The sequence below is a fragment of the Candidatus Methylacidiphilales bacterium genome (assembly GCA_033875315.1).
In the GTDB taxonomy this organism is placed as follows: domain Bacteria; phylum Verrucomicrobiota; class Verrucomicrobiia; order Methylacidiphilales; family CAZTYG01; genus JANRJG01.
Map to the genome: position 1 here is coordinate 1 of JANRJG010000042.1, position 17,553 is coordinate 17,553.

The 17,553-nt window shown below is 59.4% G+C and carries 16 protein-coding genes; 5 read left to right on the forward strand and 11 right to left on the reverse strand.

Annotated elements, in window-relative coordinates; genetic code table 11:
• Positions 1-210: 210 nt before the first annotated feature.
• From SFU85_13565 to SFU85_13575, 3 genes are read left to right on the forward strand one after another with little or no spacing between them, the layout of a single operon-like run.
• Positions 211-1,239 (forward strand): serine/threonine protein kinase, encoded by a 1,029-nt coding sequence (locus SFU85_13565; protein MDX6767804.1) that lies wholly within the window; start codon positions 211-213, stop codon positions 1,237-1,239.
• Positions 1,236-1,586 carry a ferredoxin gene (locus SFU85_13570; GenBank protein ID MDX6767805.1) on the forward strand — a complete coding sequence of 117 codons (351 nt, stop codon included), beginning with the start codon at positions 1,236-1,238 and terminating at the stop codon, positions 1,584-1,586. Before SFU85_13565 ends, SFU85_13570 begins: the two co-directional genes overlap by 4 nt.
• Positions 1,583-1,966: a hypothetical protein gene (locus SFU85_13575; GenBank protein MDX6767806.1), complete on the forward strand. Its 384-nt coding sequence runs from the start codon at positions 1,583-1,585 to the stop codon at positions 1,964-1,966. Before SFU85_13570 ends, SFU85_13575 begins: the two co-directional genes overlap by 4 nt.
• A gap of 16 nt (positions 1,967-1,982) precedes the next feature.
• Here the strand turns inward: SFU85_13575 and cysN are convergent, their stop codons facing one another.
• Together cysN and cysD are read right to left on the reverse strand one after the other, a co-directional pair.
• The gene (cysN, locus tag SFU85_13580; protein MDX6767807.1) at positions 1,983-3,932 is read right to left on the reverse strand and encodes a sulfate adenylyltransferase subunit CysN; all 1,950 of its coding nucleotides are present in this window, start codon (positions 3,930-3,932) and stop codon (positions 1,983-1,985) included.
• 41 nt (positions 3,933-3,973) lie between these two features.
• Complete coding sequence (gene cysD / locus SFU85_13585) at positions 3,974-4,882, reverse strand: sulfate adenylyltransferase subunit CysD (protein ID MDX6767808.1); 909 nt, start codon at positions 4,880-4,882, stop codon at positions 3,974-3,976.
• 149 nt (positions 4,883-5,031) lie between these two features.
• Here cysD and SFU85_13590 point away from each other — a divergent pair, with 149 nt between their 5' ends.
• Together SFU85_13590 and recO are read left to right on the forward strand one after the other, a co-directional pair.
• Entirely contained in the window at positions 5,032-5,751 is a 720-nt protein-coding gene (locus tag SFU85_13590; protein MDX6767809.1) for a phosphoadenylyl-sulfate reductase, read from the forward strand.
• Between the two features lie 102 nt (positions 5,752-5,853).
• Positions 5,854-6,393 carry a DNA repair protein RecO gene (gene recO, locus SFU85_13595; GenBank protein MDX6767810.1) on the forward strand — a complete coding sequence of 180 codons (540 nt, stop codon included), beginning with the start codon at positions 5,854-5,856 and terminating at the stop codon, positions 6,391-6,393.
• A 24-nt stretch (positions 6,394-6,417) separates the two neighbouring features.
• On the opposite strand, the gene ispG is transcribed toward recO, so the two are convergent.
• The 9 genes from ispG to lspA form a co-directional block, all read right to left on the reverse strand.
• On the reverse strand, positions 6,418-8,196 hold the full coding sequence (gene ispG / locus SFU85_13600; GenBank protein MDX6767811.1) for a (E)-4-hydroxy-3-methylbut-2-enyl-diphosphate synthase: 1,779 nt from the start codon (positions 8,194-8,196) through the stop codon (positions 6,418-6,420).
• 19 nt (positions 8,197-8,215) lie between these two features.
• The gene (rseP, locus tag SFU85_13605) at positions 8,216-9,631 is read right to left on the reverse strand and encodes an RIP metalloprotease RseP (protein MDX6767812.1); all 1,416 of its coding nucleotides are present in this window, start codon (positions 9,629-9,631) and stop codon (positions 8,216-8,218) included.
• Positions 9,628-10,776 (reverse strand): 1-deoxy-D-xylulose-5-phosphate reductoisomerase, encoded by a 1,149-nt coding sequence (gene dxr / locus SFU85_13610; GenBank protein MDX6767813.1) that lies wholly within the window; start codon positions 10,774-10,776, stop codon positions 9,628-9,630. Before dxr ends, rseP begins: the two co-directional genes overlap by 4 nt.
• Positions 10,773-11,627: a phosphatidate cytidylyltransferase gene (locus SFU85_13615; GenBank protein MDX6767814.1), complete on the reverse strand. Its 855-nt coding sequence runs from the start codon at positions 11,625-11,627 to the stop codon at positions 10,773-10,775. The genes dxr and SFU85_13615 overlap by 4 nt, the downstream gene beginning before the upstream one ends.
• Complete coding sequence (locus SFU85_13620; GenBank protein MDX6767815.1) at positions 11,627-12,364, reverse strand: isoprenyl transferase; 738 nt, start codon at positions 12,362-12,364, stop codon at positions 11,627-11,629. The genes SFU85_13615 and SFU85_13620 overlap by 1 nt, the downstream gene beginning before the upstream one ends.
• Positions 12,365-12,440: 76 nt before the next feature.
• On the reverse strand, positions 12,441-13,733 hold the full coding sequence (locus tag SFU85_13625) for a UDP-glucose/GDP-mannose dehydrogenase family protein (protein MDX6767816.1): 1,293 nt from the start codon (positions 13,731-13,733) through the stop codon (positions 12,441-12,443).
• Positions 13,734-13,742: 9 nt separating this feature from the next.
• The gene (locus tag SFU85_13630; protein MDX6767817.1) at positions 13,743-15,962 is read right to left on the reverse strand and encodes a hypothetical protein; all 2,220 of its coding nucleotides are present in this window, start codon (positions 15,960-15,962) and stop codon (positions 13,743-13,745) included.
• Positions 15,963-16,110: 148 nt separating this feature from the next.
• Positions 16,111-17,031 carry a quinolinate synthase NadA gene (gene nadA / locus SFU85_13635; protein ID MDX6767818.1) on the reverse strand — a complete coding sequence of 307 codons (921 nt, stop codon included), beginning with the start codon at positions 17,029-17,031 and terminating at the stop codon, positions 16,111-16,113.
• A gap of 30 nt (positions 17,032-17,061) precedes the next feature.
• Positions 17,062-17,553, reverse strand: coding sequence for a signal peptidase II (gene lspA, locus SFU85_13640; protein ID MDX6767819.1), 492 nt, complete (start codon positions 17,551-17,553; stop codon positions 17,062-17,064).

The following is a 17,553-nucleotide window of genomic DNA, read 5'->3' on the forward strand; positions in this document are numbered from 1 at the left end:
AGGGTTGCGGCGGCACCGACCCGCTCCCTTCGTCGTCACTTCCTCACGTATATACTTCATATATGCTCGGTCGTTCCTCCTCGGGTTCGGGCCGGTGGCACTCGCAACGCGGACTTGCCCTATTTTTGAGATGACTTCTAAGGCAAGTCCGGCGGGGATTGGGATGTATTAACCCTGTCCGCCGGGCCCGCGCCAGACTATAAATACCGGGTGGCCCGCCGCACTCCATCCCATGGTTCCTCCCCCGCCTGGGGCAAGGACACCCAATTTTTCTACGACTTGACCCCGGAAAGGACTCTGGCTGCGATCGAATCCACCGGTCTGCATTGTACCGGCCGGGTCCACTTCCTCAACAGCATGGAAAACCGGGTCGTCGCCGCCGAATTGGAGTCGCCCCTGCCCGGGACCTCCATCACCTACGTGGTGGCCAAGTTTTATCGCCCAGGCCGCTGGACGCGGGAACAGATCCTGGAGGAACACGATTTCCTCTACGACCTGGCCGAGGCCGAAATTCCCATCTGCGCCCCGTTGGGCGGGCGAGGACGCAGCCTGCATGTTTTGGATGACACCGGCATCCGCTTCAGTCTCTTCCCCCGCATCGGCGGGAGGACCCCGGACGAACTCGATGAGGAACAACTGGTGCGCGTGGGACGGCTCATGGGCCGCGTCCATGCTGTGGGGGCCTCGGGCAACGCCAGCCACCGTATCACCCTCGGGCCCTCCACCTATGGCCGGGCCAGCCTCGATGTACTTCTGGGGGAAGGCCACATTCCCGATCCCTTTGCCGGGCAGGTGGAGCGCTTGGCCGGGGAAATGCTCGATCGTTCGAACGAGTGGTTCGCGGAAACCCGCAACCAACGCATCCACGGAGATGCCCACTTGGGCAACCTGCTCTGGACCCCGGAAGGGGCCATGTGGGTGGACTTCGACGACATGGTGATCGGACCACCCGTGCAGGACCTGTGGCTGCTGGCGGCAGGGCGGGAACCTTCGGATGCCGGGCGTCGCGACTGCCTGCTTTCAGGCTATCAGGAGTTTCATGACTTCGACCACCGTTCCTGGCGATTGATCGAACCCCTGCGCGCCCTGCGCTACCTGCATTTTGCCGCCTGGATCAGCAAGCGCTGGCAAGATCCGGCCTTCCCCCGGGCCTTCCCCTTCTACGGCACCCCGGCCTATTGGGGCCAGTTGGCGGATGACCTGCGGGAATGTTGCGATATGCTGGAGGCGGGCGATTGAAAACCATGCACCCGGAATTGGAAAAAATTGGAGCCGATCGTGCACAACGCCATGTGTTCCTTTGTCTAGGACCGGATTGTTGTGCCAAGGCAACCGGTGAGGCCGCATGGGAACGGCTGAAGACCTCGCTTCGTGCACACGACCATCCGGTCCTCAGGACCAGGGCGGCCTGCCTTCGCGTGTGCCAAGGGGGACCGGTGATGGTGGTTTACCCGGAGGGCGTATGGTATGCCGGAATCACCCCTGACCGGATCGACCGCCTGGTCCAAGAGCACCTCATCGGAGGCAACCCGGTGGAGGAATGGGTCATCGGCCGCCATCCATTATCCGGAGGACAGAATCCATGAGCGGCACCCTCAATCGCACCCTTTACGCCGTGGTCAATGCCGCCGGATTGCCGGGGGTCGGCACCCTCCTTTCCGGTCGGAAGCGCCTTGGCTGGGTGCAGATCGGCCTTTCCCTCGTCTTCATGGCCTTGTCCGCGCTGCCACTGGTGGCGATGGCGATGGAAATGGCCGCCCGCGGCATGACCGTGAAGCGTCTCGTCGACCTCTTTTTGTTCCAGGACACCTGGATTTTCAGCAACCGGGAAAGCACCCTGTTTTTTTTCGCCCTGGCCGGTTTGCTGGGGTACATGACCAACCTGCTCTGGTCACTCACGACCACCCGGCCGAAACGCCAATCATCCCCACCTCCCCTGCCCCATCCCCCACGGCCGCCTTCCTGAGCCAGCCGATCAGGCCTCAGGAAAAACGGCAAACTTGGATGGCGTGGGCCAGCAGCTTATCCACCGATGACTGCACGTCCATCTCGGCCGTGGCCAGACGCAACTCCGGTTTCTCCGGTGCTTCATAGGGATCGCTGATCCCGGTGAACTGGGGAATCTCTCCAGCACGGGCCTTGCGGTACAGACCTTTGGGATCCCGGCTCTCGCAGACCGCAATGGGGGTATCGACATGGACCTCGACAAAGGCATCCTCCCCGATGATCTCACGCGCCGCGGCGCGGTCGCGCTGGTAGGGGGAAATGAAGGCGGTGATGACAATCAAGCCGGCTTGATTGAACAATCGGGCCACTTCGCTGATGCGGCGGATGTTTTCCGTGCGGTCCTCCATGCTGAAACCAAGGTCACGATTGAGCCCGTGGCGGATGTTATCTCCATCGAGGATATAGCACGGCCGGCCAAGGGAAACCAACTTTTGTTCGAAAGCCTTGGCGATGGTGGACTTGCCCGATCCGCTCAGGCCGGTGAGCCAGAAGGTGACCCCGCGTTGGCGCAGCATCGTCTCCCGGTCGGATGACGTGACCAAGTGGTCCTCACGGGTGATGTTCTGGCTGACCGGGGTGTCGGAGGCCGGGGTCCCGGGCGCGGCCACAGGACGGTCGATGATCATTCCCGCCGCGACGGTGGCGTTGGTCAGGCGGTCGATGAGGATGAAGCTACCCGTTTCGCGGTTGGCGCTGTAGGCATCATAGGCGACGGGACGGTGAAGGGTCAGGTGTACCCGTCCGATTTCGTTCAAGGCCAGTGAAACCGGCTCGTTTTCATTGTCCTGCCGCAGTTTGCGCATGGAGTTGACGTCCACCCGGTAACGGACGGCACTGAGCACACCGGGCACCATTTGGGTGGTGTGTTTGACCAGATAGGTGGTGCCGGGAACCGCGGGCGACTCATGCATCCAGACCAGCATGGCATCGAATTCATGGCCCACATGCGGCACATTGTTCGGGTGAACCAGCATATTGCCGCGGGAGGCATCGATCTCATCCTCTAGCGTCAAGGTCACCGACATCGGGGGGTAGGCCTCGGGAATCGGTCCGTTGTACGTTTCGATCGACTTGACCCTCGAACGGCGGCCGGATGGTAGTGAGGCCACCTCGTCACCCACCCGGATCACGCCCGAGGCGACCGTACCGGCAAAGCCGCGGTAGTTGAGGTTCGGCCGGAGGACATATTGGACGGGAAAACGGAAGTCGATGAGATTGCGGTCGGCCACGATGTTGACGTTCTCGAGGTGGTGCAGAAGGGTCGGGCCGTCATACCAGGGTGTATTGACACTGCGATCGACCACGTTGTCCCCATTCAGAGCGGACAACGGGATGAAATGGACGTCGTGGAACGACATGCGGGCGGCAAATTCGTTGAAATCCTGCCGGATCTTGTTGAAGACGTCTTTCGACCAATCCTTGAGGTCCATTTTGTTGACGGCTACGACCACGTGCTTGATGCCCAGCAGCGAGACGATGAAGCTGTGACGCTTGGTCTGGACAACGACCCCGTGCCGTGCATCGACGAGAATGATGGCCAGGTTGCAGGTCGAGGCCCCGGTGGCCATGTTGCGGGTGTATTGCTCATGGCCGGGGGTGTCGGCGATGATGAACTTGCGCTTATCGGTGGAAAAGTAGCGATAGGCCACGTCGATGGTGATGCCCTGCTCGCGTTCCGCCTTGAGTCCATCGGTGAGCAGTGCGGGGTCGAAGTCGGTGCCGGTGGTGCCATGGACCTTGGAATCCTTCATGACGGCGGCCAGCTGGTCTTCGTAGATCATCTTGCTGTCGTATAGGAGGCGCCCGATGAGGGTGGATTTGCCGTCATCCACACTGCCGCAGGTCAGGAAGCGGAGAAGATCCTTTTCCTCGTGCAGTTTGAGGTAGGCTTTGATGTCAGTGGCGGCAAGGTCGTGGGAATGCATGGCGGATTTCCGTGGTCGGGTGTTCGCTGTTCGGAGGCAGGTTAAAAGTAACCATCTTTCTTTTTTTCTTCCATCGAGGCGGCGCCATCGTAGTCGATGACACGGCCCTGGCGTTCCGAGTTGGTGGCCAGAAGCATTTCCTGGACGATTTTCTCCAGGGTATCGGCCTCGGATTCGACCGCACCCGTGAGAGGGTAGCAGCCGAGGGTACGGAAACGGACGCGCTTCATTTCTGGTTGTTCGCCAGGCTCGAGAGGAAGGCGTTCGTCGTCACGCATGATGAGGGTGCCGCTCCGTCTCACCACGGGTCGTTCCTTGGCGAAATAGAGGGGCACGATGGGGATGTCCTCGCGCATGAGGTAAAGCCAGATATCGAGTTCGGTCCAATTGGAGAGGGGGAAAACCCGGATGGATTCGCCCTTGTTGACCCGGCTGTTGTAGAGGCTCCAGAGTTCCGGACGCTGGTTCTTGGGATCCCATTGGTGGAAGGCATTGCGGAAACTGTAGACCCGCTCTTTGGCCCGTGATTTTTCTTCATCGCGCCGGGCTCCACCAAAGGCCGCATCAAAACCGTAGTGATTGAGGGCCTGCTTCAAGGCCTCGGTTTTCATGATGTGGGTGTGTTTCTCAGAACCATGGGTGATCGGATTAACTCCCAGATTGACCCCCTCTTGGTTGGTCCAGACCAACACTTCGGATATCTCCCGGCTGACCCGGTCTCGCAGCTCATACATTTCCTTGAACTTCCATAACGTGTCGACGTGCAGAAGCGGGAAAGGCAATTTGCCCGGGGCGAAGGCTTTTTGGGCCAGTCGGAGCATCACGGCCGAATCCTTGCCGATAGAATAAAGCATGACCGGCTTTTGGAACTCAGCCGCCACCTCGCGGATGATCTGGATGCTTTCTGCCTCAAGTTGGCGAAGATGGGATAGCTGATAGGTGGGTGACATATGACTGGACTCGATCGGGTTATAATATATAAAGCATATAGAGATAGTCGTCTTTTTAAGGGTGACAAGAGAAAAAAGATATCTACAGTAAAAAAATGAGTGCTAGCCAGGCAACTACAGTTTCCTCTGCCCCGACGCCTCTCTGGCCCGTGAAAGACTTGGCCCACTGGAACCAAATACTCCTCGCCCAGAATGCACAGGAACGGGTCGCTTGGGCCTTGAAAAACTATCGGGGTCATATCGTTCTTTCTTCCAGTTTCGGCGCGCAGGCGGCAGTGATGCTTCACTTGGTCACGACCCAAGAGCCTTCGATTCCGGTGGTGGTCGTCGATACCGGCTATCTCTTCCCCGAAACCTACCAATTCATCGATACCCTGACCGAGCGCCTGAAGCTGAATCTCCATGTCGCACGGCCTGCCATTAGTGCGGCTTGGCAAGAAGCCCGTCATGGCAAACTGTGGGATGGAGGACTGGAGGGCCTCGAAAAATACAACCAACTGAACAAGGTCGAACCCCTGGAGGCCGCCCTGCATCATCTCCATGCCCGGGCCTGGTTGACCGGCATCCGTGCACAGCAATCCCTCACCCGGGAAAAGCTTGGAGTACTGGCCCTGAAAAACGGACGGGTCAAAGTCCACCCCATCCTTGATTGGACGGACCGCGATGTCTTCCAATACCTGAAGAATCACAACCTCCCGTATCACCCACTTTGGGACCAGGGTTATGTCTCGATTGGCGACACCCATTCCACCCGACAATTGACCGAGGGCCTGTCCGAGGCGGAGACGCGCTTCATGGGGTTGAAGCGCGAATGCGGCCTGCACGAAAACTCCTCCTCCGAGGGCCAGTTGCCAGAGTATTCCATCTGACCCGGAAACTCGGCCTCCCGGGGAATCAGCAATCCGTTGGCCAAGATCCGCTGCGCCACTATAATCCATGACCAGCGGGAGCATGCACAAAGGAGGGCAGCGTTGAATACCCGGGACTCTGGGGTCATAGTCCACTGCCTTCCCTATTCCGAGACCAGCGTCATCGCGGTTTGGATGTCGGAAAATCACGGCATCCTACGCACCCTGGCCAAGGGAGCGCGGCGTCCCAAGCAACCTTTGTTCGGCCTCGTGGATGCGTACCGCGCGGGGTCGTTCGGTTTCCGCGCCAGCCGCACCTCGCAATTGCACACGCTGGTCGACTTTGCCCCTGAACGCTACTACCCGGGATTGGCCTCGGATTATGCCCGCGGACTGTGCGCATCCTATTTCTACGAAGTCATCGCACGGTTGAGTGAACCCCAGCACCCGCAACCGGAGATACACCAATTGTATCTCAAAGCGCTGGATTACCTAGATCACCGAGCTCCGACCCCGACGCTGGTCGGGCGATTTGAGAAGCGGCTTTTTGAATTACTGGGCCTGCATGACCCGGGTTGCACCCACCGGGTATTACGCCAACGTTTGCTCCACCCCCTGCCCAAAACGTGGCAGCGGCTGGCAACGGTCCTGGGCGAATCGTAAAACAACCTCTGCCGACAACCGGCTTCAGGCTGTTGCGGATTCGGCCACGGGTTGGGGATCGACCCACTTTCCGTTTTCCTTGATCAGGTCCACCAAACGCTCGACCGCCTCATCCTCGGGGATGTTGAACTTGACCGGTTTCTTGCCGATGTAGAGGTTGATCTTGCCGGGAGCCCCGCCGACATAGCCAAAATCGGCGTCGGCCATTTCCCCGGGACCGTTGACGATGCAGCCCATGACCGCGATCTTGACCCCTTTGAGGTGGAGGGTGGCCGCCTTGATCCTGGCCGTGGTCGATTGGAGATCGAAGAGCGTCCGCCCACAGGACGGGCAGGCGACGTAATCCGTCTTGAAGATCCGGTTGCCTGCGGCCTGGAGGATATTGAACCCGAGGCGGATGCTCGCTCCCGGGGCCTTTTCCTGCCGGATGAGGATGGCATCGCCGATCCCATCACACAGAAGCGCCCCGATGTGGATCGCCGATCCTAACAAGCTCTGGAGGATGTCGGGATTCTCCCCGGGATGGAAGGTGTCCTTGAGCAGGATTGGATGGCGCGGGTGGATGCGTGAAGCCAGAATGCGGGTGGCCACAATCGGGTTGAGCAGGCAACCGTCCTTGACCGTGACCATGACCGGTGCCTCCATCTCGTTGACCGCCCGGATCACCGTTTCATCCTCCAAGTCGACCTCGATCACTCCGGAGGTTTCATAAACCACTTCCGGAGCGGTATCGCCGAGGGCGGCAAAGCGGGGTTTGAGGGCCTGGTAATTGTCCTCGGTGGCAAAAACGCGGGCGGGTTCCCCGGCCCCGGCCTTGATGCCTCCAAAGTCCACCGTGAAGCTGTTGCGCCGGGCGTAGACAAAGGGATCAAAGCTGAGGGCGAAATCCCCTTTCGGCTCTGCGCCTCCATTGAGGGATTCCGCATAGGCCGCGAGACCACGGGCCACCGGAATTTCATGCACGCTGTCCTCGGTCAATGAAACCCGGATCGTATCACCCAGCCCGTCGCGGAGAAGGGAACCGATGCCGATGGCGCTCTTGATGCGTCCATCCTCGCCCTCCCCGGCCTCGGTCACTCCGAGGTGGAGCGGGTAATTCCAATCCGGCCCCAGCTCGTTGAGCTTGGCCACCAGGAGGCGGTAGGCGTTGATCATCACCTTGGGATTGGAGGACTTCATCGAGAAGACGAAGTTGTGGAACTGGTACTTGCGGGCGATGCGGGCGAATTCCAACGCACTCTCCACCATGCCGAGGGGAGTGTCGCCATAGCGGTTCATGATGCGGTCGGAGAGCGAGCCGTGGTTGGTACCGATGCGCAGGGCCAACTTGCGTTGGTGGCAAAGGTCGATCAGGGGCTTGAAGGTTTCCTCGATCCGTCCCAGTTCCTCGAAATATTCCTGGTCGGTGTATTCACGGACGGCGAACTTCTTTTTGTCGGCGAAATTACCCGGATTGATGCGGACCTTGTCGACCCACTGGGCCGCCTCGAGGGCGGCATCGGGCTTGAAGTGGATGTCGGCCACGATCGGGACATGGCAGCCCTGGGCCGCGAGTTCCGCCTTGATGTTCTTGAGATTGGCGGCGTCTTTGACCGTGGGCGCTGTGATGCGGACCAACTGGCATCCGACCTTGACCAAGTCGAGGGTCTGCTTGACGCAGGCCGCCGTGTCCATGGTGTCGCAGGTGAGCATGGACTGGACAACAATGGGGTGGTGTCCACCGATGATCACGTCACCCACCCGGACCTCACGGGTCAGGCGGCGGTGGTATTGGAAGGGATTGGCGCAGTATTGGAGGGACATAAGCCGGAAGGATTGCGGGTCAGGGTTTGGCGGGTTCGAATTGGTATTCCGCGGCAGGTTTGCCGTCCTTTGTTTGTTCGAAAAAGGTCCTGACCTTGCGGGCGGAGCGGTTGAGGTCGAAAAAGCTGACGTAGAGGAAGAAGCAAAGGATGACCGCCAACGAGGCCAGGTGCATCATTTCCACGAAGCGGATTTCCGCCGGCTTGCGGCGGATCCATTCGGCCAGCGAGAGCACAATGTGGCCGCCGTCGAGGACCGGAATGGGCAGCAGGTTCATGATGGCCAGGTTGACATTGAGGACGACGGAAAAATACAGGACGAGGCGCCAGTCCACAGTGAGGAGATTGACCAGGTTGTCGAAGATGCCGACCGGCCCGCTGAGGTGGCGGACCCCCACCCCGGACTTCGGGCTGACCAAGGCTTCCATGGTGCGCTTGATGGTGAAGATCCCGTTGGTGATCTGCTCTGCCGGGGGGATATGGACGACTTTGCGATCGACCATGTTCCAACCGACCCCGATGAGACGCCGCTTGGTGGTGGTTTCGAGAAGCGGAGTGACCGTTACGGCAAAGGAGTCGTGGCCACGCAGGACTTGGAGCGCAACCGGTCCCGCGGCCTTGCCGACCAAGTAACCCACCAGGCCGGGGCTGGTGACGACCGTTCCGTTGACTTGGGTGATGACATCGCCCTTGCGGAGTCCCGCGCCCTCGGCAGGTGACCCCTTGATGACTTGGCCGACTGTGGCAGGCCGGGAGGGATAATCCTCAATCCCGATCATGCGCAGGTTTTCCATCTCAGGATTCTTGACCGGTAAGACGGAAAAGGACAATGGCTGCCCTGCTCGCAACACTTCCACCGAAACCCTTTCGTTCTTTGAAAGCATGAGTGACTCGACAACCCCATCAAAGCGACCCTGCCAGCGGCTGACCCGGTGGCCGTCGATGCGTTCAATGACATCGCCCGGCTGGATTCCGGCCTGGTCGGCCGCGCTTCCCGGCTCGACGTATCCGACCGTGCGGGTGAGCAGGCCCTGGTTCTGCGGGACCCCGGTGACAAAGCAAAGTACGGCGAAGACCACGGCGAGGAGGAAACTGAAAAGAGGGCCGGCGAAGGCAGTCAGGATTTTGGACCAGGGTGAAGCCGGGGGCAGATCCTTGGCCTGCTGTTCGCTTTTGCCCTCGACGGCCTCCATGGCCACCATTTGGGGGAGTTTAACGAATCCACCGAAGGGGAACAACCGGAGGGTATACTCCACACCGCGCCAACGGAATCCAAAGACCTTCTGGCCCATGCCGATGGCAAATTCTTCCACCACCAGCCCACGCCAACGGGCAGCCAGGAAATGGCCCAGTTCATGAACGAAGACGGTGATGCTGAAAAGCAGGAAGGCCGCCAAAAAAGCGGCCAGCATGGTGAAAACGATTCCGAAGGTCATAAATGGAGGTGAAGGCGGGCTTCTTTCCGGGCCCAACCGTCCGCAGAAACTATAGCATCCAGGCTGGGTGAGGCAATGTTGTCGTGCCGCTGCATGACCCTCTCCACCGTTTCCCAGATGCCCGGGAACGGGCAGCGTCCGCCGAGAAAGGCCTCGACCGCCACCTCATTGGCCGCATTGAAAACTGCCGGCAACGTGCCCCCTGCCGTGCCGGCCTCACGGGCCAGGCGCAGGGCGGGAAAACGAACCGGGTCGGGGGCCTCGAAGAGCAACTGGCCCAGTTTGGCCAGATCGAGCACGGGCAGATTGTTCGGGAGCCGCTTCGGATAGGTGACGGCATACTGGATCGGAAAACACATGTCCGAGTGGCTCAGCTGGGCGATGACCGAGTGGTCGACGAATTCGACCAAGGAATGGACGATGCTCTGCGGGTGGACCACCACATCAATGCGGTCCATGCCAGCACCGAAAAGCCAGCGGGCTTCGATCATTTCCAGGCCCTTGTTGAAGAGGGTGGCGGAATCAATGGTGATCTTGCGTCCCATGTCCCAGGTCGGGTGTTTGAGGGCCTGGGCCACGGTCACGTGGGCCAGCTCCGCGGCCGGGGTGGTGCGGAATGGTCCACCGGATGCGGTCAGGATGAGGCGGCGGATCTCGGGGTTGGGGGCATTTTGCAGGCACTGGAAAATGGCATTGTGCTCGCTGTCGACCGGCAGGACCTTGCGCCCAAGCGCGGCAGCGGTGCCCATGACTTCCTCGCCGGCCATGACGAGGATTTCTTTGCTGGCCACGGCCAGGTCCTTGCCGGAACGGAGTGCCGCCAGGGCCGGACGCAGACCGGCCGTGCCGACGATCGCCACCAAGACCATGTCCGCCTCCACTTCCTCGACCAGCCGGACGAGACCTTCCTCACCGGAAAAGCAACGGCACCCCGAAGGCAACAGCGACGGCATACCGGCCGCGGCGTCGGGGTCGGTGACGGCGACCGTGCCGACACCGAATTCACGCACCTGTTCGGCCAGCTTCTCCGTGCTGCGCTGCACGGCCAATCCGACCAACTTCATCCCGTCAGGGAATTCGCGGGCGACTTTGCAGGCGCTCATGCCGATTGAGCCGCTGGAACCTAGGAGGATGACACGTTTCATGGGATGATGAAGAAAAGGAGGTACGAGAAAAACAGGGGTGCGGTGAAGAGGATGCTGTCGATGAGGTCCAGGCAGCCGCCGATTCCAGGGATGATCCCGCCGGAATCCTTGATCCGGGCGTCCCTTTTGATGACCGATTCAGCCAGATCGCCAACGACACTGATCAGGGAAAGCAGGACACCAAGGCACCAGGGGTGGAAGCTGTGGAAGACCGGGCTGATGGGGTCGAAAAGCCGGGACAACGCCAAGCTGACCACGAGGGCCAGAACCAAGCCGCCGACGAAGCCTTCCCAGGTTTTCTTGGGACTGATTGTCGGACTCATCTTATGCCGCCCGAGGGTGGTGCCAACGATGAAGGCGCCGATGTCGGTGGCCTTGGTGACCGCCACGACATAAGCGGCGAGCAGTACGCCCTGGGATGGGGGGTAGCCCGCCTGGAAGAGTATTTTGATGATGAAGGAAAAGAGAAAGGGAATGTAGAAAAACCCGAAAAGGGTCAGGGCCACTGTGGCCATGGGACTGGCTTGGTTGGTTTCGAAAACCTGACGGCTCAACAGGCCGATGATGACCAGCAGGATGGCCAGGGTGTCGGCCCCGCCCCACCAAGTACCGGCCTGGGCCATGGGCAACGACGGCAGCGAACAGACCAGAAGGTACACGGCCCCGCAAAAGACCCCGGCTTTCTTGAAAACTTTCAACCCCTTGGATTCCTGCAGGGTATAAAATTCCCATTGGGCCAACAATCCGGTCACCGCCACCAGGATACAAACGCCCCAGTAGTGCCCGGAATGGGAGAGATAGAACAGAAGTCCGATCAACAAGGCACTGGAAAAAATTCGCTTGGCCAGCATCACACCCCCCCGAAGCGCCTCTGGCGCTTGTTGTATTCAGCCACCGCTTCCTGGAGGTGTTTCTTGCGGAAGTCGGGCCAAAGTACCGGTGTGATGAACAATTCGGTGTAGGAAGCCTGCCAGAGCAGGAAGTTGCTCAGACGCATCTCCCCACTGGTGCGGATGAGCAGGTCGGGATCAGGGAACCCGGCCGTGTAGAGGTGCGAAGAAATCATGCCCTCGTCGATGTCCTCCGGGCGGATACTCCCGGCCACGGCCTTGCGGGCCAGTTCACGGCAGGCTTCGGTGATTTCCACCCGGCCGCCATAACTGAGCGCCAACAGCACCGTGAGTCGTTTGTTGTGCACGGTGGCGCGGGCGGTGCGCTCCAGCTGGGAGGCCACCTCAGGGGGAAGGTCGGCCAGCCGCCCGATGGGAACCACACGGATGGATTCTTTTTCCATCGTCTTCTCATAGTCGCGCAGCACCTTGAGGAGGAGTCCCATCAATCCCTTGATCTCACTGCGCGGCCGGGACCAATTTTCCACGGAAAAGGCGTAGAGGGTGAGGAACTCGATGCCCAAGTCGGCGGCGGCCCGGATGGTGGCCTCGACGGATTTTGCTCCCTCACGGTGGCCGGCCAGCCGCGGTTGCTTACGCTTGGCGGCCCAGCGTCCATTGCCGTCCATAATCACGGCCACATGTCGGGGCACCTTGATATTCTCCTCACCGACCGCTTTGCGCCGGACATCGCTCATATCGTGCTCAACCTGAGGATGGGTTTTGGAGACATGACAGCGTTACGGAAAAAAAGCGGATGGCCCTCGCCGGACGTCATCCGCGCCCCACGCTGTGGTACTCGAAGCCGAGGGCCCGCATTTCTTGCGGCACCAGCAGGTTGCGCCCGTCAAAAAGAACGGGTGTGCGCATGGCTTCCCGTATCTTGACCCAATCGAGCACCTTGAAATCCTGCCACTCCGTGGCAATGACCAGGGCATCGGCGTCCCGGGCGGCCTCGTAGGCGTCCTCCGCCAGGGGAATCTGGGGGTAGGCCTCGCGGCATTTTTCCATGCCCTTGGGGTCGAAAGCCCGGATCTTGGCCCCTTCTCCTAGCAGTCTCTTGGAGAGTTCGATGGCCACGCTGGAACGGATGTCATCTGTGTTGCCTTTGAAAGCCAGGCCCAGTTGCCCGATCCTCTTCTCGTTCAGAACCCAGAGCACGGAACGCATTTTTTTGAGGAAGCGCTCCAGTTGGTCCCGGTTGATGCCCTCCACCACTTTGAGCAGTTGGAAATCGTAGCCCAGTTCCTCGGCGATCTTGATGAAGGCGGAAAGATCCTTGGGAAAACAGGAACCCCCATAGCCGAGGCCGGGATTGAGGAAAGCCTTGCCGATGCGGTGGTCGGCCCCCATGCCTTCGGCCACCTTGGTGACGTCCGCTCCGGAGGCCTCGCATATCGCGGCCACCGCGTTGATGTAGCTGATCTTGAGGGCGAGGAAGCTGTTGGAAGCGTGCTTGATCAATTCCGCGCTGTTCAGGTCCGTGACCATGATCGGAGCGCGGAAGGGCTGGTAAATCGCTTCCATCAGCGGAGTGGCACGCTCTCCGCTGACTCCGAAGACAATGCGGTCCGGATTCATCAAGTCGGCCACCGCGCTGCCCTCCCGCAGGAACTCGGGATTGCTTACGACGTCAAAATCCACTCCCTTGCGCCCGTAACGGCGGATGGTGTCGGCCACGCGTTCCCCTGTTTTCACCGGGACGGTGCTTTTATCGACAATCACCCGATAGGAAGTCATCACCTCGGCGATGCTGCGCGCCACTTTTTCGATGTAGCTAAGGTCGACACTGCCGTCGGGTTGCGGGGGGGTGGGGACGGCGATGAAAACCACCTGGGATTTGTCCACGCCCTCGGCGATGGAATCCGTGAATTGCAGCCGCTTGAGCTGGACGTTTTTGCGCACCAGATCTTCAAGGCCGGGTTCGTAAATGGGAATTTGTCCTGCGCGGAGTCGTTCGATTTTTTTGACGTCGTTGTCAACGCATATGACCTGGTGGCCGACTTCGGCGAAACAGGTCCCAGTCACCAATCCGACATAGCCGGATCCGATTATCGAGATGTTCATGAGAGGGGATCAACGGTCGACCGTGAGGGAGGCCTCGGGGAAGGCCTTCAGCGTCAGGGTGAAAAAGGCCAGGAATTCCTCATCGCCCTCGCGGTTGTCTCGCATGGCCGCGCCCAGACCCAGTTCCCAGGCCCGCAGGTCGCGGTAGAGTTCGTAGCGTTGTTCTTCAAGAGTCCCGTCATCGGCTTCAAAAACCAGGGACTGTGATACCTTCCAGTCATCACTCAAACGCCAGAAGGAGGAGAATTTGATCAGGTTGCTCTCGTCCAGGAAATAGCGTCCGGAAAGAACACTGGGGGCGGCATAAGCAGGGTCGGTGTAATCGACATTGTCGAGGTAGATGTGGCCCAGGCTGAATTCGACGGACGGGTTGACCTGCCAAGTGAGGGTGTTGTCCCATTCGTTGAATTCATCCCCGGCCAACCCGACGGCGAAGTAGGAATTGAAGCGCAACCACGGAACCGGATTGATTTCCATATCGCTGTAAATGTGCGAATAAACCCGGTCTGAAAGTTGGCCCATGGAGGCACTCCGGGTGATGTCGGCCTGGGAGTAGAGGTCCCAAGTCATCAAATCAACATTCAAACCGTCGCGGCGGGTCTGGATACGGTTGCGGATGCCGTGGCGGATGGCGGTCTGTTCATCGATGGAGTCGATGGAATTGAAGGAGGAAAAGCCGAGGGGGGATATGCGGGTGTTGGGAATGCGACTGTCAAAGCCCCGGAACTGGTCGGGAGTCTCGTTGGGCTCTGGGATGTAGTTCGCCTGGAGATAGGGCTGAAAAACATGGCGCAGGCCGTCCAGTCCCCAGTTCGCATTCTGCACGTCCTGCCAGACGCGCGAAATCTTGAAGGAAGATTCCAGACCGAGATTGAAGGCCAGCCGGCCCACTTCCGGATTGGGGCTCTGGTCGATCACGGGCGTGTTGGACTTGGTGTATGCCGTACCCCGGACTCCGGCGCTCGGGGTTACGGAAAGCCAACCGAAATACTGCTTGGGGAAAAGAAGCTCGTGGTAGCTGTCGTAACGCACCGCGGAATAACGCTTGCCCGGTCGGTACTTCTCGAATTGCTTCTCAAAATTGACCACGGAGCTTTCCCCTTCGTAAAACAGTCCCCAACCGACCGGCTGGCGTTTGAATTCGAGGCTGAACTCCGGTTTGCGCTCGGTGACGGTGAAAAGGTCGTTGACCTGGGTGCGGGCGAGCAAGGTGGCGGTGAAATTGGGGTCGTAGTAAACGAGGTCGGCAAAGTTATCCGGCTGGCGTTCGTTGCGGTACTCCGGGGTGAAGAAATCCTCGGTGACAAAGCGGTCGCTCCAAACGTTGATATCGGCGGTGGTGTCGAACTCAGGGGAAAGTTTGTATTTGTGCTGATAACTCACCCGGTAGCGGCTTTCTTCCGGTGTGATGATCCGGTCCGGTTCATCTGAATTGATGGTATTGCCATCGTCGTTGATATAGAAAGCCTTGAGGTTGCCTTGGTCGCCGGGTCGGGGGTGGAAATCAAACTCAAGCCGGGCTGGCACCCCGCGGCGTGAGTAGTAACCCGTGCCAGCGGTCACACTGAGGCGTTTGTCGATTGCGGCCGTGTAGGCACCGAGGGCGTAGAAACCCAAATCCGAGGTTGATCCGACCGTGAACTCCAGGTTCTCCAAGTCGTCGCCGAGGGGAATGGCGGCGTAGGGCAGCCACATCACCGGGACGTCCCCGATTTTGACCAGGACGTTCTTCATCACCACCAGTTCATCCGGATAAAGTTCGATCGTCGAGGCCTTGAGGCTGTAGGAGGGGTTTTCCCGGTTTTCCGTGGTGAGGACGGCATCCTTGGCGATGAATTTGTCCGGGCGTGGATTCTGCAGTTCCTTGCCCATCAAATAGGCCCGCTCTTGAACGGTGCGGAAGTCGAGTGACTTGACCAACTTGGAATCCACGTTGTATTCAAAAAAATCACCCCGGTAGATTTTGCCCGGAACATAGATGCTGACATGGCCCTTGGCAGTGATCAGGCGGGTTTTCTGGTCAAACGTGATGGAGTCGGCATAAAGCACATCGTCGCCATAACGCACAATGACGTTGCCCTCGGCATAGGCCACACCGGCCTCGAATCGGTTGTCCCCATCGGCCGTGATCTCGACCGGTTTTTTCTGAACCTCGCTCTTGGCATCAGCCGCCTCAAGGGTCACAGAAAGACCCAGAGTCAGCCATAAAATGGAAAGTAAACCTTTCAAGCGGAGCAATCTATTAACATTCGCCAACCTGCCTGCCAACAGGAATTAAAGAATTAGAACGGGTTTTTAATGCAAAAACCAGTAAAAAACAGGTCAAGCCACTGAAGTTTCGCTGGATAAGTCACATAATCGCCCAGAAGGCCCTTGTTCAACAACTCCAATCAAGCATGCGTTCGATCGGGATTCTGGCCCGTTCGGCCAAACCAGAGTCGAACTCGATCCGCGGTTCGAGGGTTTCCAGGGCACGCACCATTTTCTCGAGCGTGTTCATTTTCATGAAACGGCAATCGGCACAGGCACAATGGTCGGTGGGGCCGGGGATGAAGGTCTTGCCGGGCAACTCCCGGTGTAAACGATGCAACATTCCGGACTCGGTCACGATGATGAAGGCGGAGGCCGGTGACTTGCGGCAATACTCCACCATTTTTTCCGTCGAACAAACCTCGTCGGCCAGCAACCGCACCGCGCGGGTGCATTCGGGATGGGCCACCACCGGGGCATCGGGATGCTGGTGCCGGATTCGGACAATGCTCTGGTGGGTGAATTCCATGTGGACATAACAATTCCCTTCCCAAAGACGCATCTCGCGACCGGTCTTCTGTCTCACCCACTCGCCCAGGTTCTGGTCGGGAACAAAAAGAATTTCGCGGTCGGAAGGGACCTTCTGCACGATCCGTTGGGCATTGCCCGAGGTGCAGATGACATCGCTCAAAGCCTTGACCCCGGCGGAACAGTTGATGTAGGCCACGACGTACAATCCGGGATGTTTGTCCAGGTAGGCCTTCAACTCCGGAGCCGGACAGGAATCGGAAAGGGAACATCCCGCATCGAGGTCGGGCAGGATGACGGTCTTGCCCGGGTTGACCAGTTTGGCCGTCTCGGCCATGAAGTGCACCCCGCAGAACAAGATGACATCGGCGGTGGTTTCCTTGGCGTGATAGGCCAGCCCGAGGGAATCCCCGACGTAATCGGCCACCTCCTGGATTTCGGCGGTCTGGTAATTGTGGGCCAGGATGACGGCATTGCGTTCCTTCTTCAGAGCGAGGACGCGTTGGCGGAGGTCGGACATGACGGAAGGATAAGGCCTGTGGGCGGGGAATCAATCCACCGCTTGGCGTGGACGGATTTCCTGCACAAGGATACGGCACAAGATCCAAACCACGGAACAGGAAATGGCGGCATCGGCGATGTTGAAGGCCGGCCAGCGCATGAACCCGAGGTTGAAGTCGAGGAAATCCACCACATAACCGAAGCGCAGCCGGTCCACCAGATTGCCCACGGCACCGCCCAGTACGCAGCCGGCCAGCAGGTTGACTTCGAGCTTCCTCCAGTCCAACTCCCGCGCCATCCAGAAGGCCAGTCCCAGGATCAGCATCACCACCAAAGCGAGCAAACCATTCCGCCCCTGGAAGAGACCGAAGGCGATCCCGGTGTTGGTGACAAAAGTCAGATCAAAGAAGCCCGGTACCACCGCCCATCCGTCACCCGGATGCGACAACCGGCCAAGTATCCAAGCCTTGGTCGCCTGGTCGGAACCCAGGATGGCGGCAGCCACCGCATAGAACAACGGTCTGGGCCTGGGCAATTCCAT

What these genes read in the sequence shown, in the direction of transcription:
- SFU85_13575 (MDX6767806.1), top strand. Translation starts at nt 1,583, where the DNA reads ATGAGCGGCACCCTCAATCGCACCCTTTACGCCGTGGTCAATGCCGCC.
- cysN (MDX6767807.1), bottom strand. Translation starts at nt 3,932, where the DNA reads ATGCATTCCCACGACCTTGCCGCCACTGACATCAAAGCCTACCTCAAA.
- cysD (MDX6767808.1), bottom strand. Translation starts at nt 4,882, where the DNA reads ATGTCACCCACCTATCAGCTATCCCATCTTCGCCAACTTGAGGCAGAA.
- ispG (MDX6767811.1), bottom strand. Translation starts at nt 8,196, where the DNA reads ATGTCCCTCCAATACTGCGCCAATCCCTTCCAATACCACCGCCGCCTG.
- rseP (MDX6767812.1), bottom strand. Translation starts at nt 9,631, where the DNA reads ATGACCTTCGGAATCGTTTTCACCATGCTGGCCGCTTTTTTGGCGGCC.
- dxr (MDX6767813.1), bottom strand. Translation starts at nt 10,776, where the DNA reads ATGAAACGTGTCATCCTCCTAGGTTCCAGCGGCTCAATCGGCATGAGC.
- SFU85_13615 (MDX6767814.1), bottom strand. Translation starts at nt 11,627, where the DNA reads ATGCTGGCCAAGCGAATTTTTTCCAGTGCCTTGTTGATCGGACTTCTG.
- SFU85_13620 (MDX6767815.1), bottom strand. Translation starts at nt 12,364, where the DNA reads ATGAGCGATGTCCGGCGCAAAGCGGTCGGTGAGGAGAATATCAAGGTG.
- SFU85_13625 (MDX6767816.1), bottom strand. Translation starts at nt 13,733, where the DNA reads ATGAACATCTCGATAATCGGATCCGGCTATGTCGGATTGGTGACTGGG.
- nadA (MDX6767818.1), bottom strand. Translation starts at nt 17,031, where the DNA reads ATGTCCGACCTCCGCCAACGCGTCCTCGCTCTGAAGAAGGAACGCAAT.
- lspA (MDX6767819.1), bottom strand. Translation starts at nt 17,553, where the DNA reads ATGGAATTGCCCAGGCCCAGACCGTTGTTCTATGCGGTGGCTGCCGCC.